The sequence below is a fragment of the Methanobrevibacter sp. genome (assembly GCF_017431965.1).
GTDB lineage: Archaea > Methanobacteriota > Methanobacteria > Methanobacteriales > Methanobacteriaceae > Methanocatella.
Genome location: NZ_JAFRKB010000037.1, coordinates 1 through 20,821, shown reverse-complemented (window position 1 = coordinate 20,821; position 20,821 = coordinate 1). Strand labels below are relative to the sequence as shown.

Sequence of the window (20,821 nt, the reverse complement as noted above, 5' to 3'; positions counted from 1 at the left end):
TAAGCATAGTAAGTTTTTCTAATGTATTATTAATCGGGTGGCATTGATGCCACAATAATCTTTTATATGCTTAATTTAAAGTTATTAGTATAAAATGGAGGTAATTAACATGCCAGTAATTAGTTTTGATATTGTAGAATTAGAAAAAGAACAAAAGGAAATATTAGCTAAAGAGTTTTCAGAATCTGCTTCAAAGGTAACAGGTTTGCCGATTGACATGTTTTATGTCCTGTTCAATGAAAGAAAGGCGGACAATGTCGGTGTTGGTGGAGTTCTTTTAAGCAATCAATAATAAGATTATTATTCTTGATTTAAATCCAATATTTCAAGATACATTTCCTTTAATTCTTCTTTTTCATGATCGTTGTAGTGTTCGTTGTTTTTGTCGTTGTTTAATGCGAATAATAGGAGTTCGTAGAATACTTTGTTTAGTGAGTGTCCTTTTTCTGTTAGATGATATGTGATTTCATCGTTTTCATCAAGTCTTTTGATAAGGCCGTTGTTTTCCATGGTTTTCAGACATCTTGTCAGTGATTTATTGTCAAGTGTTTTTCTGTTTGTCTGGAATTCGTTGAAGTGTGTTTTTCCCAGAAAAAGGTCTCTTAGGATATGCAGTGTCCATTTGTTGCTAATGTCCTTGATTGCATCTTCAACAGGATTTCTCTCGTATTTTTTCTCATAATACTTTAACTTTTTAGCATCCATATTTATATGTTGGATATTGTAGTTTTTTAATTTTTCTTGTTTGATGAATTAAAAAAGAGGTGTTATGTTTCCAATAATAAATTACTCTATGCTGATGTTAACAATAATATAAAAAATAGAATTTTAAAAATTGAATAAGGATAAATTTGTTAAACAAATTTTGACACATCCTCATTCAACATACATAACTGTTGGTCTGTATTGTGTTGACCAAACATCCTAAGATGTTATATGATATTATGAAATTCAATGTATATAAAAGTTTCATTTATCACTTATTATCAAATTAAAGCAATATTTCATTCTGAAAACAATTTTACATTCTGAAATTAATGTTTATTTTTAAAAATAATAAATTATAAATAGTTTTAAGACGAAATATCTAATTCTAAAACACTAATATAAGAATAGATAACTGTTGGTGTTTTTATGAAATGGAAAGAGCATTCAATTAAAAACACTCCAATCAAATTGGGGGAATTTGTATTCCGTATGTTGAAAATATGGTGCTTGCTATCTCTTATTTATTCCTAGCAAGTTACTACATATTGTTGGCCATTAACTTGTTAATGTAAAACAATCTATGATGTCGAATTGGAAGCCTAGTTGGATTTTATCTGAAATTTTCTAATTTGATAAACTGACAATTTAAATGACAATTAGCTTTAATATGTGTTTTATAGCTTCCTTTTTTACACATAGTTCAAAAAAAGCGTTATTATTTTCCACTTTAAAAACACAAAATATTATTGATAATCTTTTATGATAACATTATTTTTTGCAGCAATATTTAATCAATATGGGTTATAAATCCAGTGAAAATATTTATATATTATAAGTTCCATATTAGGATTAAAAACAAAAAACCGACTGAAAGTCGAAAAATGATTAACAAGAATATGAAGTTAATTGTGATATAAAACAGACTGATGGTCTATTTGGTGGCATATTATGAGAAAAGGTGAAAAAAGGAAAAAAGAGCTGTTAAATATAGCCTATGACATGTTTCTCACACAGGGATATGAGAATACAAGTGTTGACGAAATCATAGAGAAAGCACAGATTGCTAAAGGCACATATTACTATTATTTCCAAAGTAAAGAGCAGATGCTTGAAGAAGTCATAGACATGATGATTGATAGTGAGGCCGAAATGGCAGAGCAGATTATCAGTACGGATATTCCGGTACCGCAAAAAATAGTTGGGATAATTGCATCGATGAAACCTACCGAAGTGGAACAGCCTGTAAAGAATGCTCTTTTCCAGCCGGAAAATGTGTTGATGCACTATAAAGTCAGACAAAAATTAATCAATGTTCTCACTCCACTTTTATCCGAAGTTATATATGAAGGAGTAAATGGAGGCATATTCGAATGTGAAAATATACCTGAGCGTGTTAAGATGCTTCTTATCATCAGCGACAGTACGTTTAATGAAGGTAAATTCAGTGAAAAAGATATTGCTGTCTTTATAGACATGACTGAAAAACTTCTCGGGGCAGAAAGCGGAACTATGAGTTTCATTTACGACCTGATTGATAAGAGTGAAATGGAGGCGGTCGAGTGAACAATACGGAAAACAATACTGGGAACTACAAATATAAGCCAGTTCTCTTTTTTGCTCTGGCCTATGTTTTTACTTGGATATTTTGGATTCCTGCAATCTTTTTGCCGGAAAGCATCAGTCCATTACTCATGCTGATAGGCCTTATGGCTCCGGCTATTGTGTCTACAGTGTTCATTATGGCGTCAGGATCCGATGCGCTTAAGCAAGACTTTAAAAATAAGATTATTGGCTTTTATAAAGTAAAATGGCTGAATGTAGTTTGGGCAGTGATTGTGTTTGCGATTGTAATAGTATGCTCTATTCTGCTGTCATTGCCATTTGGACAGTCAATTAACCAGTTTTCCTTTACTGAAGGCTTTTCTTTTACCGGTGTTGGAATAGCTGGAGCATTTATTACCATTACGATTGCTGCGATAATTGAGGAAGTGGGATGGAAAGGATACTGTGAGGACTCTATCGGTAACTATATGAACTGGTTTTGGGAATCCATGATCTTTGGAGTGCTATGGTCTTTATGGCATTTGCCTTTAATATTCATTCCGGGAACATATCAGGCAGGACTTATGGTGAATCCTCTTTATGTGATTAACTTTTTTGTGAGTGGAATCCCTATGGGATTTGTCATCACATGGGTCTATCTTGAAAGTGACCGTTCAATATTGGCCTGTATGATATTCCATTTCTTCGTCAATTTCATGCAGGAAAAAATTGCATTGACTCCTGAGACTAAATGCCTTGAGACAATAGTAATAACAGTACTTACAATTATTATAATCATGGCTAAAAAAGACATGTTCTTTGAAACCCGCCATGTCGGAAGACTACTTGAATACAGCAACGGCAGTAATAATGAAGTCCAAACAGATTAGTATTGGACTTCATACTATCTTTGCTGTGGATGAAATTGATTATATAATCAGTGCTTTGATATATATTTATATCATAACATCCTGTTCCATTTAGAAATAACATATTAGATTAGAACATTCTGCGTGAATTCCTGTCATGGTCATCATTGCCTCCGATTCTAAAATCCTGGTTTTTAGACACTTTCAAAAAGTTATATGCAACGTTCATTTGTTCATTAATATAACTACAACTCCATTTAGGGTTTTCAACTACAAGAAAAATAAGAAAGACGTCATCTTTATTTACGGGACTGACTGCATTGCCATGAATAAAATCACTCAAATAATCAACAATCAACTCATATAATGCCCAATCGCCAACACCATACTTGTCACAGTATTTATCGTATTTTGCTTCCCAGTAGTTAATTTTTCTTATTTTTTCAAATGTTGGATCATCATTATCAATTTTTGGACCTTTAATGTCTAATGTTGGACCATTTGTTGTGTTATTGCTAACGGATGAGCTATTGTCAATTGTTGCATTGTTTTGATTAGCTTCATTACCTGGAAGGGTATTGTTGTCATCTGCAGTGATGTTTTCGATTGAGGATGCTGTTGAATTTTGTTCTACATTTATTGTAGTGTTGTCAACTGTTACGTTCTGAGTATCATTTTGTAAAAAGTCTTGGTGCTGTGTTGCATTCGCTATGTCACTAGAAGCGCAAACGCAACTTATCCCGCAGGAAATAATGAATAAGCATAATAATGATAAAATCATTTTTTTCATTTTCTGTCTCCTATAAAATATTTTTTAAATAAATAAGTTTATTTCACTTGGTTATTAATTTATAAAAGACCATATATAAAGCTAATCGAATGTAAGTGCTCACTTGCATCTTAAAATTACTAAATAATAAAAATTAAAAGGTTATTTATAAAATATGCAGTAGTGCATAATTATTTGTATAAGTAACGCAGAATAAACCATATTTAGATAAGTTTTAAGAATTGGATAAGGATAAATTTGTTAAACAAATTTGATGCATCCATTCCAATACTAAAAAGTGGGCTGCTTTAGAGTCAACATTATGATAGGTTATATACTTTTTCAGTATTTTGATTTTATTCCTTTGTTTTTTTAATTCGAAAAAATTTTATATGCTTAAAAAATTAATATTAACTATTTATTAATTACAATTTTGCCTGTGATATGATGAAAGTAACTTTTTTAAATCCTCCTCAAACAAATTCCAAATATAAGTTTTTAGGTGTTGTGGCCCCTTCTCTTGGGATAGGTTATATGGCGGCGGTTTTAGAAAAAAATGGTTATGATGTGGATGTGTTGGATGCATCTGCCTTGGAATTGACATATGATGAGATCGGAAATGAGATTTTAAAAAGAAAACCGGATATTGTATCGATTAGTGCACTTACGCCAACAATTGGTGTTGCATTGGACTCTGCGGATAAGATTAAACAAGTAAAACCCGATACTATTGTTGTTTTAGGGGGATATCATCCCACTTCCGAATTTCAAAGTGTTTTGGAAGAACCCAGTGTAGATGTTGTTGTTCGTGGTGAAGGTGAATACACATTACTTGAACTTGTTCAAACAGTTGAGGGGGGTGGTGATTTAAGAAATGTTAAGGGTTTAGCATTTTATGATGAAACTGATGATTCATTAGTCTTAACGCCTGATAGGCCTGTTATTCTGGATTTGGATGAGTTGCCATTCCCCGCATTTCATTTATTCCCTATGGAGAAATACCGGATTCTAAATATCACAACGAATGTGGCCACGATTATTACAACTAGGGGCTGTCCAATGAAGTGTTCATTTTGCTCTTCTGCGGCTTTACATGGAGGTAAATTAAGGAGAAGATCTTATCAAAATGTCTGTGATGAAATAGAGCTTCGCTTAAAGGAGGAAAATATTGATACGATTGCTTTTATGGATGATACATTCACGTTAAACAAGAGATTTGTTAGAGATTTCTGTCAAGAAATTAAAAGAAGAAATCTTAAATTTTGGTGGGGATGTACTTCAAGAGTTGATACTTTAGATGAAGATTTGCTCCAAACAATGAAAGATGCTGGTTGCATTACTATTTTTATTGGTGTTGAAAGTGCAGACCAGCAAATGCTTGAAAAAATGAACAAAAATATCACAGTTTCAAAAACTGAAAAAGCATTTAGGATTGCCCGTAAAGTGGGTATTAGAACTATCGCTTCATGTGTTATTGGGATGCCTGAAGATACAAAAGCAACAATCAATAAAACTATCGATTTTGTAAATGGGTTAAATCCAAATTATGCGTTATACAGTTTAGCAACCCCTTATCCTGGCACTAAGTTTTATAATGAGAATTTTAAGAAGAATTTAATTGTTATTCGGGATTGGTCAAAATATACTCTTCTTAATCCTGTTCTAGAAACTATTGATTGTTCAAGTGAGGAGTTAAGAAGTATTCAGAAGAAAGCTTTTATTAAATTTTATTTGAGGCCGGGTTATTTGGCAAGACAAGTTTCACAGGATGGTTTTGTTCTTTTGAAAACAATTTTTGGTGTTCTAAAACAAATTATTTCCAAACAGACTAACGGAAATACTGATTATAATAAAAAGAATTTAATAAAAAATGATTTGGACACTTCTAAATAATTTTCAAGTAATATTTTATAAATTGGTGTTTTTTTATGGGCCATCCATTTAGCTTTTTTTTATTAATTTTTAGAATTATTCATTGAATTAGTTTATATGTTTTTTTTGATTCTCATGTTTTTCATGTTTCCAATAGCCAATAACATAATCATAAAAATATTTAGGTATGACTAAAAAATATAAATAATGGGATTAATATATATTTGTGTGAGGGAGATTTGATGAAAAAAATTATTGTAGACATTTTAATGGGCATCACAATCATATTGGAATTTGCCAGTCTTCCCATCTTAATTCATGAAATTCTTGGAATAGGGTTGATTTTTTTAATAGTGCTGCATATAAAATATAATAAAAGATATTTTAAAGCAATATTTAAGGGGAAATATAATCTTAAAAGAACCATAGACCTTATCATAAATATTGGATTGCTGATTTCTTTAGCAATAACAATCATTTCTGGCATCTGTTCTAGCCAAAAATCATTGAAAAATATTACAATTGGTGGGCATAAGATTTCATATATACATAAATCCTCTTCAATTTTCAGCATAATATTTTTAGGACTGCATTTGCTTACTACACGTAAAAAATTATTTAGAGAAATTAAAAAATTACAATGATTTTTAGTTTTTAATAATTCAAGCCAATGGTTTAGGCACGATAAAAAAGGAAATCTTTATAATTTTAAATTTTTTTTTTTAGAAAATTCTGTAAAAAAGGTGATAAATCATGATTAATGATTTATCCTCATGTTTAGTTTTTAAGTATTGAGTTAAGTGTGTCGTCATCTGGTGCATTAACTTCAACTAATTTGCCGTCTTTAAGGAATCTGAAAGTAGGTGTATTATCACCGTATTTATTTGCATTATAAACGCCGTCAATTCCAGCAATAGTTTTTTCAACTTCATCATCTACAGGTTCTAAATTGACGAATTCCTCATTTGAATCTTCTTTAAAGAAGAATACTTTTACAAATATTTCTTTGCCATCTTTAATGAATTGGCAAACAGAATATTTAGCATCAGCTACATCTTCAGCATCTTCAGCTAATTTTTGTGCACTTTCATTCTCTTTATATCCATCAGGGACATTGAATTCAATATCTTGCAATACTAATTTTCCATTATCAAATGACATGGCTCCCCCGTTAGAGTTACTGCTTTCACTTGAAGAGAAATTGAAACTCCAACCATCATCTGCACTTACTGCACTAACTGTTAAACAGATTGCAAGTAAAATTGCCGAAATAACTAATATCTTTTTCATAATCTCACCTCTAATAACGGCATTCATAGTGAATACCTACTTAGAATATATATTTAAACATATTAAAATTTTCATGTGCAATATATGTGGATGTAAAGCTAATTCATGTTTCCAATATAAGTATTGTTTTTATTCAGCATAATCTTAAATTAGAACAATATTTCAATACTAAAACAATTTCTCGTGCTCAAAATAGTATTATTTTTTTAATTCAGCTAAATTCTCTTTTAACAGTTTATAAATGTTTTCTGCACCAATGATATCCTCATCACTGACATTCCAGCTTGAAGGGTATAATATGAATGGCTTGGATTGATCTCCGCCGGCTCCACCATGGCTTCCAACCAATTCTTCAAAAGCGCATACCTCATCAGCTTCCTTATCATAAAAACTGTTAACCAGGATATCGGGGGTATGTTCAAAGGAGCTGGTTCTTTTTAAATGTTGTACAATATTGTCTCCAAATCCTTCAAGAGGGTTTGCACCTTCGATTTCACCACTGTCTAGGAAATAGGTTCCATTTTTTCCAATAGCTAAATCACCGTGTTCTTGTGATTTAACTAAAATAAAACCGACATATTCATTGTTTATGATGCCCGGTATCAATTCCGGGAAATAACTGTTAAGTTCCTCGTATGTTAATCTATAATCCCATTGTGTCAAATAAATCATGGCAAGGTTACCTGAAGCCAATACGATAACTTCAGACTCACTTAATTCCTGTTCTTCTTCTTTTTCTTTTTCTATTCTTTTATCTTTTCTTGAAAATGGAGCATAGTCTCTAGCGAAGTGGTCATCGTTTGAAGTCATTTTTGCAAACATGGCCATGTCTTCAGGAAGCAATGATTTGACAAAGTCTTCAAATGTTTCACCATATCTTTGGGTGAATGTAGCACCATTTGTTTGACCATGATCTGATTGAATGACAAACTGATAGTCTCTAGGACAATATCTGTTCGCATCAGTTAAATGTTTGATTTGTTTGTCCATTTCTCTTAAGGCAAACCATGCGTCATTGTCCCTAACTCCTGAGTGGTGAGCTATTTCATCATAACCCAGGTATGTTGAGTATGCTACATCAACATCTCCAACCATCATGTCTCCAATCAATGTTGAAGTATTGATTTCTCTCATGAATACATTTGTGGCAGCTCTTGTTGGAATGTAAACTATTCCACGTTTTATTCTTGGTCTAATGTTTTTTACTGAATGCATGATTTGCGACCAGATTTCACGTATGATATCTGCAAGAAACAGGGCAATGATACGTGCAAAATTGCTGGGATTGGAGAACACTGAATACCATGCCTTATTGTATAATTTCTTAAATTCCATTATCTTACTGAATGTAAATATTACATTATCAGTATCTCCTGAGAATAAATTTGACCTGCTTGCTCCATTATCCACAAGCAATCCATTTCCATCTGAGATTCTCTGTTCTAATTCGGGAACTTTGCTGATTCCTGAACACTGCATCATCTGATTGCCATTGCCCTTTTCTATCCATCTAAATGCAACAATGCCTTCATTATTTCCATGAAGGATTCCAGCTTGGCTTGCGCCGGTCTGGGAGGACAGGTCAGTTTCCCACATTCTAAGATTGTATTTGTCACTGTCAATCATTTCTTTAACTGTGGGCATGTCTCCTCTTTCGATTGCTTCACATAAAACTTCGTAAGCAAGTCCATCAATTTCAACGATTATTACTCCAGGGTAATCTTTAATTTTAGTTTTTCTTTTCTTTTTCGCATCTTTTAAAACAGACCTGTAATATGAACTGTCATCTTCAATTGTTATTAATGAGGACAGTACAGTTGTAACGGCAGCCATCGCCAATGGGGCAAGAATCATTGCAGCACCTTTAATTTCTATATCAAATAATGGTGCGAAAAACTGAAGGAGAAGTCCGTTCAATATTAATGTTCCGAAACCGAAAGTTAAAACTAAAAAGGGCATTGCTATTCTTGTTAAAAAAGGCCAGAGTATTGCATTAATCAAACTGATAAATAGCACTAAAAAGATTATGTCATCAAAATATCTAACTTCGACTCCTAATCCTAAAAAGCATATAAGGTATATTCCCAGGACATTTCCAATGAATACAATTAAACTTCTTTTAAAATTTCTTTTGGGGGTTTGTTTTTCATTAATAACTTCCATAGTAACCATTGTTCTCCATTAATTTTATAAGTTTAATATGTCGGCTATTAGATAGGCAACTTTCCAGTGTATTTCTCTATTGTTGTTTTAGCATAATCTAAATTAACTCCAGTTTTCTCTTCTACTGCTGATCTGATCTCACTTAAATTATTGCTGTTTGCATAATCATTTGCTTTTGACTGCAAATCTCCGGTTATGTTTTCTATGGTGGAGATGGCATCGCCTAAATCAGTATGGTTCGGATAAACATTTTTGTATACTACAGATTTGGCCATGTGAACTGCTATGTTCTTGTCATTGCAGCAGATTAGAATATTGTCGTGAGTAGTTTCATTAGATAATGGAATGCAATAGAATTTGCCGTTATAATTTACTTTAATGATATCAAATATGTGAATTTCTAATAATTCATCTGCATTTATTACATAACATGTAATGCCATCAATGTTTTGTTTTTCGCCATTTTTTATTAGTTCATTAATGGCATTGAATCCTAATTCGGTCACCTGGATAAAATTCGGGTCTTCGTGATTATTGTATGTAAGCAATATTCCATTGTTCCAATGCCATATTTTTGCTCCCTCAACATTTCCGTCATATTCTGTTTGATTGGCAGGAACTTCTATGGTTGTTCCGTTTGGTGTTATATCAATTCTTTCATAATTAACTGAAGTTAAAATTACAAAAATGATGGCGGCCGCTATGATGAGCAGTATTATGCCAATTATAATGATTTTTTTATTGTCCACAGATAACGCCTTCATTATTTTAATGAATATTATAAATTTTATACAGTATCTTCTTTTGGTTTCATTTTGTAAAATATGTAGGATAATGTTAGGACTATTATAATAAGCCCAAGATCAATCATCAATTCAAATTGATTAACTGTCATGAATAGATCAACGATTCCAATTAGCCATATTATTACTAAAAATATAGGGAGAATGTATTTTATGAGTGCTGTCCAAATAAAACCAACTTTGATTCTTGATTTTTCATTTAAGACAGGAATAACTTTTTCAGCACCGTAATACCATCCAAACACAACACATTGGATTGCAATTAAAAGCAATATCCCAAATTTATTTACAAATCCGTCAACGATTCCAACGAGATAACTGCTTATTCCACATGTAAATATTAATGAGCATAAACAGCCGATAATGCTTAATATTGTCACAAGCTTTTTACGACTCATATTTGATTTTGATGAGATTGAACCTATTATCGGTTCAAAAAATGCAAAAGCCGAACTGATTCCTGCAAACAGCACTGCTAAAAAGAATAATGGTGCTAAAAAACGCCCTATAATTCCCATTAAGCTGAATATTTTTGGAAATACGACAAATATTAGTCCTGTACCTTCACTAACTATCTGTATCATTGGGATTCCGGATGTTGCTGACATGTAACCCAGGATTGAGAATACTCCAAATGCTGTAAATATTTCAAAACTAGAGTTTGATGCAACAACAAAGAATACATTATCAGTCAAACCCTTATTGTCCGATAAGTAACTTGCATATGTTAACGCTAGGGCTTCACCAATTCCAAGAGAGAATATTATTTGTGAAAATGCCACAATCCATATGTTGATGTCAAAAAGAAGATTCCAATTTGGATACAATAATGTATCAATTCCAATACTTGCTCCCGGCAGTGTTAGTGCATAGATAACGATGATTGCCATAATGACAAATACTGCTGGTATTAAAATCTTTGAAGCAAGCCCGATTCCTTTGTCAATGCTTCTATGGGATATAAACCATAATATGAACCATGAAACAATCACTCCAATTCCTGCGGGGATGAAAAAATTACCTATTTTCGAAAGATTTTCACTGCCTCCAACATTTTGAACGAAGTAAGCTGCCGTATCGCTTCCCCAGCTGAAAGTTAAGCTTTTAACTAGGTAAAATAAGTCCCAGCTAATAATGACCATGTAATATATTAATACGATTGATATGGAAAAGATAAGTATCCACGCAATATATTCGAATTTGGGATTAATCGATTTAAAAATCTCAGAAAACGACTGTTTAAATGAAAATCCAATCCCATATTCTAAAATTAAAAATGGAATCCCCATAATAGCTATTGCAAAAATGTAAGGGATAAAAAATGCACCTCCTCCATTTGAGTATACGATATAGCTAAATCTCCATATGTTTCCAAGACCTATCGCAACTCCAATCATTGCAAAAATAAATGTTAAAGTGGAATCCCATTGTCCATATTCTTCCATAAATAATATAATGTTATCTACAATATTAAAGTTATTTGTATGAATAGGTTGAAGGGGATTATTTTTTTTATCTTTGTGAACCTCAGGGATTGTTGGGTAGCACGGTAATTCTAGAAGCATTAGTTTCTATAGCATGTAAAGTAAGAATCCTTGAGCTCCACCTCTTGAGGTAGTTCAAAGCTAATGGGTTGGGTGGAATGTTTTAGAATTTTTCTAAAATTCTTGCATATACTGCTTTTAAATCATCATCCGATTTTTCATAAATTCTTTTTAAAATCAATTCGGGGGTACTTTTTGCAAGGAAATTCATTTTTGGAGTTCTATCGACGATTAAATTATAATTTTCATCCAAGCCTTTTGCTTCTATTCCATCTACGCGAATATTTGTGTAATTCATTATTTCCCTCGCCATATGTGTTACAATTATTCCATAGGAATTTGATTCTTTAATCATGTCAATAAATGTGGAGATAATTTTAACTGCAGCATCTAACTCAGTAATTCCTTCCAGTTCATCCAATAAAACTAATTTTTCACTTTTGGTTGTTACAATTGGGATAAATACATTTAAGAAGGATTCAAAAGCCCCTGCGTCAAGGGATCGTTTTTTGGAGAAGTGGTAAATTTCATCAACAATTTTTATCTCACATGCATCGGCACTTACAGGGAGGCCCATTTGTGCCATTATTGAAATCTGTGTTAATGTTTCAAGAAGTGTTGTTTTACCTCCGCTGTTGGCACCTGTTAAAAGGGCAATATTTTCATTTGGGGTTAATTGGTAGTCCACTTTTTGAATATAATCTTTATCTTTTTCAAGCGCCAATTCTAGGTGAAGTGCACCAGTTAATCTGATGTCTTCGCCGAATTGAGGTCTGCATAACCCATATTCATATGCAAAGCTGCCTAAACTAAATTCGTAGTCGAATTTGATTACATCTTCAACTTCTTTGATAGCTTTATCTTTAATTGAATTTAGCTGAATTGCAGCACTTTTTTTAATGTCAAATATATCATTTTCTTTTTTTGATGACTGCTCTAGAGTCACACGTTGAATTTCATTTTCGTCAATTTGGATAGGATATGTTCTGAGAAATGGGTCAAAACTAATACCTGTTTTTTCACGGATAATTTCTTTACGTTTATTGATAATTTCGTCAAATATTTTGCTAATCTTTGGGGGGAAGTTATTGTTTAATAGGTTGAGTATTTCATCTCCCTCAAGATCAACTTGTTTTATTGATTTTTCTAATTCATTATCCATATCATATTTTAGAGAATTGACTAACTCTTCAATATCCACTTCCCTTTTATCGATAATGTTTAATTCATTGATGATAGGAATGATGTCTCCCAAGACACTTTCCCTGTTTCTGATTTTTTGAATTTCATGAACTCTTTCAAATAATTCTTTATTCTGTACAAAAAAGTTAATTATCTTTTCAGGAACTATTTCATAATCATTTTCATCAATACTGACCATTATCAAGTTGGGCATTCCTTCAAAATCGAGAATTCCTTGCGAATAAACATAAAATACCAAATCATAATTCATCATTTCTTCCTGTAGCAGGGGTGAATCACTGGCGGTGATGATTGGATAATATTGATTTAGTCCTAAATCGGTAAGATATGAATTATCTTCTTCACTTTCTACAAGTATTGCTTTGCTGGGGTCATATTCTGCTTTGGCTTCCTCAACTTCTTTTAGATTTTTCATCAAACCTCTCAATTTAATGATTGGAAGTTGGGAAACGTGTTCTTTTGCAGACATTACAAAATCGAGTCTGGAATTTATTTTTCCAATGTCTTTTGATGGTGAAAGGAGTAAAATTCTATTTTTTGAATATGTCGTATTTGAATATGATAAAATTTTATTTATGATGTCATCATAAATCTCCATGGCCCTGTCGCTTTTAATGAATTCATAGCTAGGATTATTAAGCAATTGGTTCATTATTTCAATAGCTTTTCTTTGGCTTATTCCTTCAATATTTGATATTTTTTCAACATCAACATTATCAACGATTTTTTGGAGTTCTTCTTCTCCTCCAACACTGTTAAGAATTTTTTCAGAGATTTTATCCCCAATCCCTTTTATGTTTTGCAATGTAATTTTTTCCCCTTGCATTTTACCAAACCCTTTTTAAAAATAGTATATATTTTAATATATTATCATACATTGCCAAGAGCATTTGAAAAGTATTATTTGTAATTGCCGAAAGTGTTTTTCGGACTATATTTGAGTAACTCTTTTTCGTTAATTTCGCCTTTTAGTGCAGAGTTATAAATATTAATCAAGTTGCAGCAGTCATCGCCTTTCCAACGGCCATCTATGGAGAAATTGCAAAAACCAATGTCTTTCAAGTGTGCAATTTCTTTAAGCAACGAAAGCTCTTCACTATTGAACAAAATAAGTTCTTCACAGGAAATGCTTTTATGGATTGGATAGGCATTGTTTTTTCCATCAATTAAGTAGAATTTAGAATTATCATTCAGCTGTTTAATTTCCTTTTTGTATAATAGGGGATAGCGTGTTTTCATTAACTCAACTGATCCTTGAACAAGCAATTCTATTTTATCCGGATTGGAATATGTTATTATGCCTTCATAATCTTTTTTGGTTAATTCAGGTGAAATTGTAAGAATTCTGTAGTTATCGAGAGATTCAATTGTTTGTGAGTTTGTAATGTTCATGGAATATGGTCCATAATCTCCTTTGAAATTATTGCTCATTATAGGGATATTATAGTTCATATTGTTTAAAATTCCCCGTACTTTATTTAGAACTTTAATCAATTTGTCATGAGTAATGTCCGGCCATTTCCATATCAATTTATAGTCTTTATCATAGGAAATTTCATAAGCTTCCTTTAAAAAGCTAATCATATAGTTTAAGTTGTAATTTTCTTTTTCATTGATATTGGGGTTATCATTTTCAGGAGGAATTTCCAAGTAAACTCTTTTAACATTCTTAATATTTTTCAAATGGGTTAAATTATTAGTATAAAAAGAAATATTCGCGGATCTATTTTCTTTTTTTGATTCTTTCAAATCCAATTTGATTTTTTTGGATTCATGTTTATATGAATCAGCAATTTCTCTTTCCAATTTTTCAAATAAGTTTCTTCTAAGTTCATTGATCTTGCTGATTGGAATGAAAAGAGTTCCATCATAGTTCACATTGATTTGTGTAATTTGATAAGGATAATTATCCACTTTAGAGAGCTGTTTTTGAATTGTCTCTTTCGCAACGCTTTTTTTAAGAGGTTTTTCAAATGGGGTGTTTCCTACAACTTCGCATTCTATTTCCTTGTGGTTTGCAAGTGTGATTCTACCTTTTAGTTTTGGAAATTTGTTTTTAATGGAAAATGTAAGGATTAATTTGGATTTAACATAGCTATTTCCTTTGTTTTCTATTTCACGGGCTTTTTTAATCAGGTTATTTCTCTTTGTCAGATAAACATCAGATTCATTTAAATTAAAATCGCTTTTCTTGTTTTGCCATACTTTTTTAATGATTAGAACTTTGTTTTTCCTTGTCAGGTCTTTAATCTGTTTATTTTTACCTTTTTGGAAGTGATTTAATGTAGTTATCACTGGATTTTGTGATATTTCCAGGCCATAATCATTATTGTTTTTAACTATTAGCAATCCGTCTCCCCTTTCGGGAATATTTTTCAAATCGTCATTTAATCTTACTGCAATCTGATTTTTGCCGCTTGAGATTACTTTTCCTATTTTCAAGCCAACATGACCCGGTCTGATGCTTCTTTTTGATGTTTTGCTGAATTGCCCTTCGACAAAACCTCTGTTGAAAACCAAACTTATTTCTTCACTTTCAATTTTCTTTCCACTTTTTAGCTTATTTAAGGCTTTCCTATAATTGCTGATTACAATGGCCAGATATTCTTTATTGCGCATTCTGCCTTCAATTTTAATGCAGCTGATGTTCAGCTCGGAAATTTCTTTTAGCTTATCATATAATGATAAATCGCATGGGGACAAGTAATAATCTTCTTTCTCAAGTCCTGAAACTTTATATTTCTGACGGCAAGGTTGGGCGCATGTTCCTCTGTTTCCACTTCTGCCACCTTTAAAGCTGCTCATAAGGCACTGTCCGGAATAGGAATAGCATAGTGCACCATGGGCAAATATTTCAAGTTCCATATTTGTTTTAAGATTTTTTATTTCTTCCTTTCTCATTTCGCGCGGAAGGACAACCCTTTTTATTCCTTTACTTTCAAGATAATCCAATTTTAACTGGTTTTCACAGGTCATTTGGGTGGAAGCATGAACTTTTAAATTAGGCAAATGTCTGTTAATCAAATCAACCAGACCCAAATCCTGAACCAAAACAGCATCCACTCCAATTGCATATAAGTCTGACAGGTAGTTGATGACATCTTCCAGCTCATCCTGCTTAATTAGGGTATTTACGGTAACGTAAACTCTGACATTATGCAGGTGGGCAATGTTTACAGCATCGTTTATCTCATCTAGTGTGAAGTTTGTTGCATATTTTCTCGCGCCATAGTCCTTTCCGGATAAATAAACTGAACTTGCACCTGCATTGATTGCAACTTTTAAATGTTCCATGGATCCAACTGGCGCAAGCAATTCGGGAATTCTCATTATTTGTCCTCGTGTAATCTTCCTTCAATGTAATTGCCTTTGTTGATGTATGATTGCGAGAAATCCATAATTTGATATTTGTACTTGGTCAATTCCTCTTGATCTTTGTTTTTTAGGCTTTCATTATAAATCGATAAAATTTGGGAAGTGTATTTCTCATTTGAATATCTGCAATCCAGAATTAATGAGTCAAGACCCAATTCCTTAATTTCATTCATCTCTTCAATTAGGCATAGGCAGTCCTTGTTGATGATGTGGCTTTGACGGGTGTAGTCGAAAAATACCTTATATTTGAATTTTTTCCTTTTTTTATCTTCCAGGATTGCATAGTCAGCATCGTTTGAAATAATGAAGTCTTTGCCGTCATTTAGATTTGTGAAATCATCTTTACTTACAATCACTTCCAGGTTTCCATTCACAATCATTTCAAGGTCAATATTCCTGTCATGATTCTTGTTAATCAACTCTTTAATTTCTTTTCCTGAAAGTTCACAAGATAATATCAATGATTTGAATCCAGCTTCGTTCAGATTTCGCACACAGAAGCTGTTCCAAACATTCAGGTTATGGTTTCCATAAATCGGACAATCAAATATTTCCTTCATTCCCGGAAAATCGCCCATTACGGAAATTATGATTCCCTCATTTTCTAGGTCTTTTATGATTTCATTGCATTTTATCGCTTCATCTTCTGTTATAAATGAATTCAAAACCCAGACCAATTCGGTTGGCGATGCCATCAAACTGGCTTTTTTCAGTGTCTCCTTTATATTGGAAAAGTAATCTTCGGGGTTGTTGTAGTGGCAGTTTCCATCAAAGTATATCCTTTTCAGGTCAAATCCGGAAGCCGCTTTTATTTGTGATAGGTCATCTATAAATATTGATAATTTTGGTGATTTCCTTTTATTTTTATCTTTAATATTTTCATAATCTTCGAAAAATTTAGTCAAATCTTTTCTGACCTGTTTGACGGATTTTTTAGTCGGAGTGTAATGTTTCAGTAATAGGTCTGTTGCGGTGTCTAGAATTTCACGCCTGATTTGGTTTATTTCGCGAATCGGTATGAAAATGCCCTTAGGCATATTGTTAAATCTGACTTTATTGATATAAAATGGTGTTTCACCAGTTTTTGACAACTGTTTTTCGATTGTTTCTTCTGTAACTGGCTTATTTTTTGCTTTTTCAAATTTATCCAAACATTTGTGTCTGAAATTTATTAGTTCATTGTCAATGTTGAATTCAACTTTCGTATAAAGATTCAGGTTTTCATCCCAAGTCATGGATAGGTTAATTCCAACATTGTTTTTGATGGTTTCCTTTTCAAACTGCTTTAGATACTCGTGGGTGGATTTTGAATAGCTGATAAATACTTCTGTTCCAACCTTAACAAGACGTGTTGTGTCAATGATAATCTCATTTTCATCCTGCTTTATGATATTTTCAAGATAGATTCCTTTGATTTTCCCGTTGTATTTAAATGCAATTCCGTCTCCAGGCTCTAAAATAATTGGAATTTCCTTGTTTTTAATTTCAATTGTAACTTTTGTATCTTCAATGTTGGTTATGTCTCCAATGTATAATCCTTCATGGCCGGAACTTCCCCTTCCCATCACGTCTCCAGGCTTATCGTTCATGATGTATCCATTGGTGAATTTCCTGTTAAATACAAGATGTAAATCTTTCTTATAGTCTCCTTCTTTTCCATCCAAAAGGTTTCTGTAACTGTTAACAATGGTTCCGATGTAATCGCCGGATTTCATTCTGCCTTCCAGTTTAAGGGATTTTGCCCCAGCATCGGAAATGGCCTGTAAATTGTTGTATGTTGCAAGATCATGTGTGGACAATAAAAATCCGTTTCCTATATTGTATCCTCTGTATTTCAAACGGTATTCTCTTCTGCAAGGCTGTGCACATGCTCCTCTGTTCCCGCTTCTTCCACTATTGTATGAGGACATATAACATTTTCCACTCACACAATAACACAATGCTCCATGACCGAACACTTCGATATCCATGTTGATATTGTCATTTTGAAGTCTATCATGTGTTCTTTTGATTTCTTCAATGTTTACTTCACGTGGAAGAACCACTCTTTTTATATTGTTTTTTGAAGCCCATTTAAATGAAGGATAATTGTTTAGTCCCATTTGTGTTGATGCATGAACTTCCAAATCTGGAATGAATGTTTTTAAAAGCCAAATCAATCCTAAATCTTGCACGATAACTGCATCCACGCCAATTTGATATAATTTAAATAAATATTTTAAGACATCAACAATTTCAAAATTATTAACTAATGTGTTGACTGTAACATGGACCTTAACGCCATTTAAATGTGAATAATTCACTGCTTTTTCAATTTCTTCAATTGTAAAATTTTTAGCATATGCTCTGGCACCATAATTCTGCCCAGCAATATAAACTGCATCGGCACCTGCATTAACTGCTATTACCAGGACATCGTAAGAACCTGCAGGGGCCAATAATTCTTCTAAAGCCATTTTATTTATACACCTTGATTATATTTATACATTTAAATCTTTGTAATTAATTATATATTAAATTAAAACATATTCTATGTTATGTACATAGTTTTTGAAGGAATTGATGGTGCTGGAAAATCAACTCAAATCCAAATGTTGAAAGAATGGTTAGAGAATAATGGATTTAGAGTTGAAACCTTGGTGGAACCAACTGACTCTGAAGTAGGAAAACTAATTAGAAAAATATTGCAACGTCCAGATGCAACAACGGACACTCTTCAAAAAACACTAGGCCTTCTTTTTGCAGCAGATAGGATGTTAATAATGGATGAATTAAGTGAAGATTCAAAAATATTTATTTCAGATAGGTCATTTATTTCATCACTTGCTTATCAGGAACCTGCAGATTGGATTGAAGTTTTAAATAAATATGCTAAAAAGCCGGATTTGTTAATTTTATTAGATTTGGATGTGAAAAAATCTGTTGCAAGAACTTCTGGCAAGGACACTTTTGAAAATGAGGAATTCTTAACAAAGGTCAAGGCCAATTATCTAGAAATATCCAAAAATTTCCAGTGTGAAAAAATTGATGCGAATAATGGAGTAAATAAGGTATCTTCAGATATTAAAAAAGCGGTAGCACCTTATCTTGGTATTTGTCCGGATTGCATTCAATGATATATTTTTCAAAAATGTGAACTATTTTCGATTCCTTTAAACTAATAAGTAAAAAATAAGTTTGGAGAATGATTATTCTCCTTCCAATTCTTTTAATCTTTCACGAATGGCGTTTTCCAAAAAGTCTCTAGCTTTTACAAGCTCATCATATTCTCCGATTAGTTTAGGGCCGAATTCGGTCTGCTCTAATTTAATATCGAACTTTTCAAATGCATGAGCAAGCATCTGTTCACCAACACCATTCGGCAAACCCATTTCAAATTCTTCTTTTTCTTCCACCATTTAATTTCCCTCCATGTATTCTCTTACAGGAGCAAAGAATTCAATTAAGAAATCTTTTATTCCATTTTTCAAATCCATTGGGTGTAAGTTTCCTTCACCAAATTCTTTAATTAACTCATCATGAGTGAGTTCAATGTCTCCACCGAACTTTTCAGGTCTTTTGATAAGTAAAGTATCTTGATTAGGGAAAACGAAAGTTTCTGCAATTTCAATCATAGGATTTCCTTCAAGTTCTCCTTGAGGACAGTAACTTTTATTGATTTTTTTGGTAATTTCTTTAACAGAATCGTCTACTGCAATGTAGTTTCCTTTACTTGAAGACATTTTAGCATCTCCATCAAGGCCATGCAATAATGGAGTGTGAATACAAACGGGCACATTTTCACCTATCTTTTCTAGATTTTCACGTGCAAGCATTTGGATTTTTCTCTGTTCCATTCCACCAAGTGCGATATCTACTTCTAAAGCAGCCATATCAACGGTTTGCATTATCGGATAAATCACACTAGCTACCTTAGGGTTATCATCGGCACGACTTACTTGATCCATACTTCTTCTAGCTCTTTTTAAAGTAGTCATTGTAGCTAATTGATAAACTTTATCAGTATAGTCTGGATCGAGTTGGAAAGATGAACCTAAAACGTATTCGGTAGTTTCGTCAAGCCCTAAAGCCTGGAAACATTTTTTGTTGTATTCGGCTGTTTCAGCTATTTCTTCAACAGTTCCTTTTCCATTTAAAAATGCGTGATAATCTGCAAGAAGGATTTTAATTTTAAAACCTAATTTTTGTAATTGCTTTAATTTTTGTACAGTTACTGCATGTCCTAAATGGATTTTTCCAGAAGGTTCATAACCAGTATAAGCTATAGGCTGTTCTTTTTTAAGGACTTCTTTTAATTCTTCTGTATCTATAACTTCTAAGGTTCCTTCTTCAATCAATTGAATTTTTTCTTCAATATTCATTTTATCACTTAATCTAATAAATAAATGTAATCGTTAATCTTAATAAGTTTTATTTCATCTCCAATATTGTAATCGGAGAATTTTTCTTTCATCTCCAAATCTACTGCAGAATAATCGCTTGGATCTAAAATTTGGATTGTGCTTGGGGATTTTGAAATGATTGTTGTAGTTTCGACTTCATCATATTTTTTAACAAGCTTAAGTTCATCTAAACTTTTCATAGGGATGTTATACTTTTTATTTGTGGATATGTCATCTCCAACAATGCTATTCTTGCCAATGCTAGTTATTTGTATAATCTTGTCTTCAAATTTCACAAAAT

The 20,821-nt window shown here is 32.4% G+C and carries 17 protein-coding genes and 1 pseudogene; 6 read left to right on the top strand and 12 right to left on the bottom strand.

Annotated elements, in window-relative coordinates; genetic code table 11:
• Nucleotides 1-109 precede the first annotated feature (109 nt).
• On the top strand, nt 110-292 hold the full coding sequence (locus IJI93_RS05305) for a tautomerase family protein (protein ID WP_292820939.1): 183 nt from the start codon (nt 110-112) through the stop codon (nt 290-292).
• Between the two features lie 8 nt (nt 293-300).
• Here the strand turns inward: IJI93_RS05305 and IJI93_RS05300 are convergent, their stop codons facing one another.
• Nucleotides 301-705, bottom strand: a complete 405-nt coding sequence (locus IJI93_RS05300; protein ID WP_292808974.1) for a helix-turn-helix domain-containing protein — start codon at nt 703-705, stop codon at nt 301-303.
• A gap of 951 nt (nt 706-1,656) precedes the next feature.
• On the opposite strand from IJI93_RS05300, the gene IJI93_RS05295 reads away from it, so the two are divergent.
• Together IJI93_RS05295 and IJI93_RS05290 are read left to right on the top strand one after the other, a co-directional pair.
• Nucleotides 1,657-2,271 carry a TetR/AcrR family transcriptional regulator gene (locus tag IJI93_RS05295; RefSeq protein ID WP_292820937.1) on the top strand — a complete coding sequence of 205 codons (615 nt, stop codon included), beginning with the start codon at nt 1,657-1,659 and terminating at the stop codon, nt 2,269-2,271.
• Complete coding sequence (locus tag IJI93_RS05290) at nt 2,268-3,140, top strand: CPBP family intramembrane glutamic endopeptidase (protein ID WP_292820936.1); 873 nt, start codon at nt 2,268-2,270, stop codon at nt 3,138-3,140. The genes IJI93_RS05295 and IJI93_RS05290 overlap by 4 nt, the downstream gene beginning before the upstream one ends.
• 109 nt (nt 3,141-3,249) lie before the next feature.
• On the opposite strand, the gene IJI93_RS05285 is transcribed toward IJI93_RS05290, so the two are convergent.
• Nucleotides 3,250-3,909 (bottom strand): hypothetical protein, encoded by a 660-nt coding sequence (locus tag IJI93_RS05285; protein WP_292820934.1) that lies wholly within the window; start codon nt 3,907-3,909, stop codon nt 3,250-3,252.
• Nucleotides 3,910-4,335: 426 nt separating this feature from the next.
• On the opposite strand from IJI93_RS05285, the gene IJI93_RS05280 reads away from it, so the two are divergent.
• Both IJI93_RS05280 and IJI93_RS05275 read left to right on the top strand, forming a co-directional pair.
• On the top strand, nt 4,336-5,781 hold the full coding sequence (locus IJI93_RS05280) for a B12-binding domain-containing radical SAM protein (RefSeq protein ID WP_292820932.1): 1,446 nt from the start codon (nt 4,336-4,338) through the stop codon (nt 5,779-5,781).
• Between the two features lie 221 nt (nt 5,782-6,002).
• A complete protein-coding gene (locus tag IJI93_RS05275; RefSeq protein WP_292820930.1) occupies nt 6,003-6,404 on the top strand; it encodes a DUF4405 domain-containing protein in 402 nt (133 codons plus the stop codon).
• A gap of 133 nt (nt 6,405-6,537) precedes the next feature.
• Here IJI93_RS05275 and IJI93_RS05270 read toward each other — a convergent pair whose 3' ends face one another.
• From IJI93_RS05270 to IJI93_RS05240, 7 genes are all read right to left on the bottom strand, one after another.
• Nucleotides 6,538-7,050 carry a hypothetical protein gene (locus IJI93_RS05270; protein ID WP_292820928.1) on the bottom strand — a complete coding sequence of 171 codons (513 nt, stop codon included), beginning with the start codon at nt 7,048-7,050 and terminating at the stop codon, nt 6,538-6,540.
• A gap of 198 nt (nt 7,051-7,248) precedes the next feature.
• Nucleotides 7,249-9,213, bottom strand: coding sequence for a phage holin family protein (locus IJI93_RS05265; protein ID WP_292820926.1), 1,965 nt, complete (start codon nt 9,211-9,213; stop codon nt 7,249-7,251).
• A gap of 47 nt (nt 9,214-9,260) precedes the next feature.
• Nucleotides 9,261-9,977, bottom strand: coding sequence for a hypothetical protein (locus tag IJI93_RS05260; RefSeq protein WP_292820924.1), 717 nt, complete (start codon nt 9,975-9,977; stop codon nt 9,261-9,263).
• 23 nt (nt 9,978-10,000) lie between these two features.
• A complete protein-coding gene (locus IJI93_RS05255; protein ID WP_292820922.1) occupies nt 10,001-11,461 on the bottom strand; it encodes a sodium-dependent transporter in 1,461 nt (486 codons plus the stop codon).
• A 202-nt stretch (nt 11,462-11,663) separates the two neighbouring features.
• Entirely contained in the window at nt 11,664-13,589 is a 1,926-nt protein-coding gene (locus tag IJI93_RS05250; protein WP_292820920.1) for a helix-hairpin-helix domain-containing protein, read from the bottom strand.
• A gap of 74 nt (nt 13,590-13,663) precedes the next feature.
• The gene (locus tag IJI93_RS05245; RefSeq protein ID WP_292820918.1) at nt 13,664-16,093 is read right to left on the bottom strand and encodes a U32 family peptidase; all 2,430 of its coding nucleotides are present in this window, start codon (nt 16,091-16,093) and stop codon (nt 13,664-13,666) included.
• A complete protein-coding gene (locus tag IJI93_RS05240) occupies nt 16,093-18,594 on the bottom strand; it encodes a U32 family peptidase (RefSeq protein ID WP_292820916.1) in 2,502 nt (833 codons plus the stop codon). Before IJI93_RS05240 ends, IJI93_RS05245 begins: the two co-directional genes overlap by 1 nt.
• An 81-nt stretch (nt 18,595-18,675) precedes the next feature.
• Here IJI93_RS05240 and tmk point away from each other — a divergent pair, with 81 nt between their 5' ends.
• A complete protein-coding gene (gene tmk, locus IJI93_RS05235; protein ID WP_292820914.1) occupies nt 18,676-19,254 on the top strand; it encodes a dTMP kinase in 579 nt (192 codons plus the stop codon).
• A 72-nt stretch (nt 19,255-19,326) separates the two neighbouring features.
• Here the strand turns inward: tmk and IJI93_RS05230 are convergent, their stop codons facing one another.
• The 3 genes and pseudogenes from IJI93_RS05230 to IJI93_RS05220 all read right to left on the bottom strand — a co-directional run.
• Nucleotides 19,327-19,533 carry a hypothetical protein gene (locus tag IJI93_RS05230; RefSeq protein ID WP_366513281.1) on the bottom strand — a complete coding sequence of 69 codons (207 nt, stop codon included), beginning with the start codon at nt 19,531-19,533 and terminating at the stop codon, nt 19,327-19,329.
• A 3-nt stretch (nt 19,534-19,536) separates the two neighbouring features.
• Nucleotides 19,537-20,499 carry a tyrosine--tRNA ligase gene (locus tag IJI93_RS05225; RefSeq protein WP_292820910.1) on the bottom strand — a complete coding sequence of 321 codons (963 nt, stop codon included), beginning with the start codon at nt 20,497-20,499 and terminating at the stop codon, nt 19,537-19,539.
• Between the two features lie 8 nt (nt 20,500-20,507).
• A pseudogene (locus IJI93_RS05220) lies at nt 20,508-20,821 on the bottom strand (hypothetical protein); the annotation flags it as partial.

Bases quoted from the DNA above. Each gene is read 5' to 3' on its own strand.
- IJI93_RS05305 (WP_292820939.1), top strand. From the start codon at position 110: ATGCCAGTAATTAGTTTTGATATTGTAGAATTAGAAAAAGAACAAAAG.
- IJI93_RS05300 (WP_292808974.1), bottom strand. From the start codon at position 705: ATGGATGCTAAAAAGTTAAAGTATTATGAGAAAAAATACGAGAGAAAT.
- IJI93_RS05295 (WP_292820937.1), top strand. From the start codon at position 1,657: ATGAGAAAAGGTGAAAAAAGGAAAAAAGAGCTGTTAAATATAGCCTAT.
- IJI93_RS05285 (WP_292820934.1), bottom strand. From the start codon at position 3,909: ATGAAAAAAATGATTTTATCATTATTATGCTTATTCATTATTTCCTGC.
- IJI93_RS05280 (WP_292820932.1), top strand. From the start codon at position 4,336: ATGAAAGTAACTTTTTTAAATCCTCCTCAAACAAATTCCAAATATAAG.
- IJI93_RS05275 (WP_292820930.1), top strand. From the start codon at position 6,003: ATGAAAAAAATTATTGTAGACATTTTAATGGGCATCACAATCATATTG.
- IJI93_RS05270 (WP_292820928.1), bottom strand. From the start codon at position 7,050: ATGAAAAAGATATTAGTTATTTCGGCAATTTTACTTGCAATCTGTTTA.
- IJI93_RS05265 (WP_292820926.1), bottom strand. From the start codon at position 9,213: ATGGAAGTTATTAATGAAAAACAAACCCCCAAAAGAAATTTTAAAAGA.
- IJI93_RS05260 (WP_292820924.1), bottom strand. From the start codon at position 9,977: ATGAAGGCGTTATCTGTGGACAATAAAAAAATCATTATAATTGGCATA.
- IJI93_RS05255 (WP_292820922.1), bottom strand. From the start codon at position 11,461: ATGGAAGAATATGGACAATGGGATTCCACTTTAACATTTATTTTTGCA.
- IJI93_RS05250 (WP_292820920.1), bottom strand. From the start codon at position 13,589: ATGCAAGGGGAAAAAATTACATTGCAAAACATAAAAGGGATTGGGGAT.
- IJI93_RS05245 (WP_292820918.1), bottom strand. From the start codon at position 16,093: ATGAGAATTCCCGAATTGCTTGCGCCAGTTGGATCCATGGAACATTTA.
- IJI93_RS05240 (WP_292820916.1), bottom strand. From the start codon at position 18,594: ATGGCTTTAGAAGAATTATTGGCCCCTGCAGGTTCTTACGATGTCCTG.
- tmk (WP_292820914.1), top strand. From the start codon at position 18,676: ATGTACATAGTTTTTGAAGGAATTGATGGTGCTGGAAAATCAACTCAA.
- IJI93_RS05225 (WP_292820910.1), bottom strand. From the start codon at position 20,499: ATGAATATTGAAGAAAAAATTCAATTGATTGAAGAAGGAACCTTAGAA.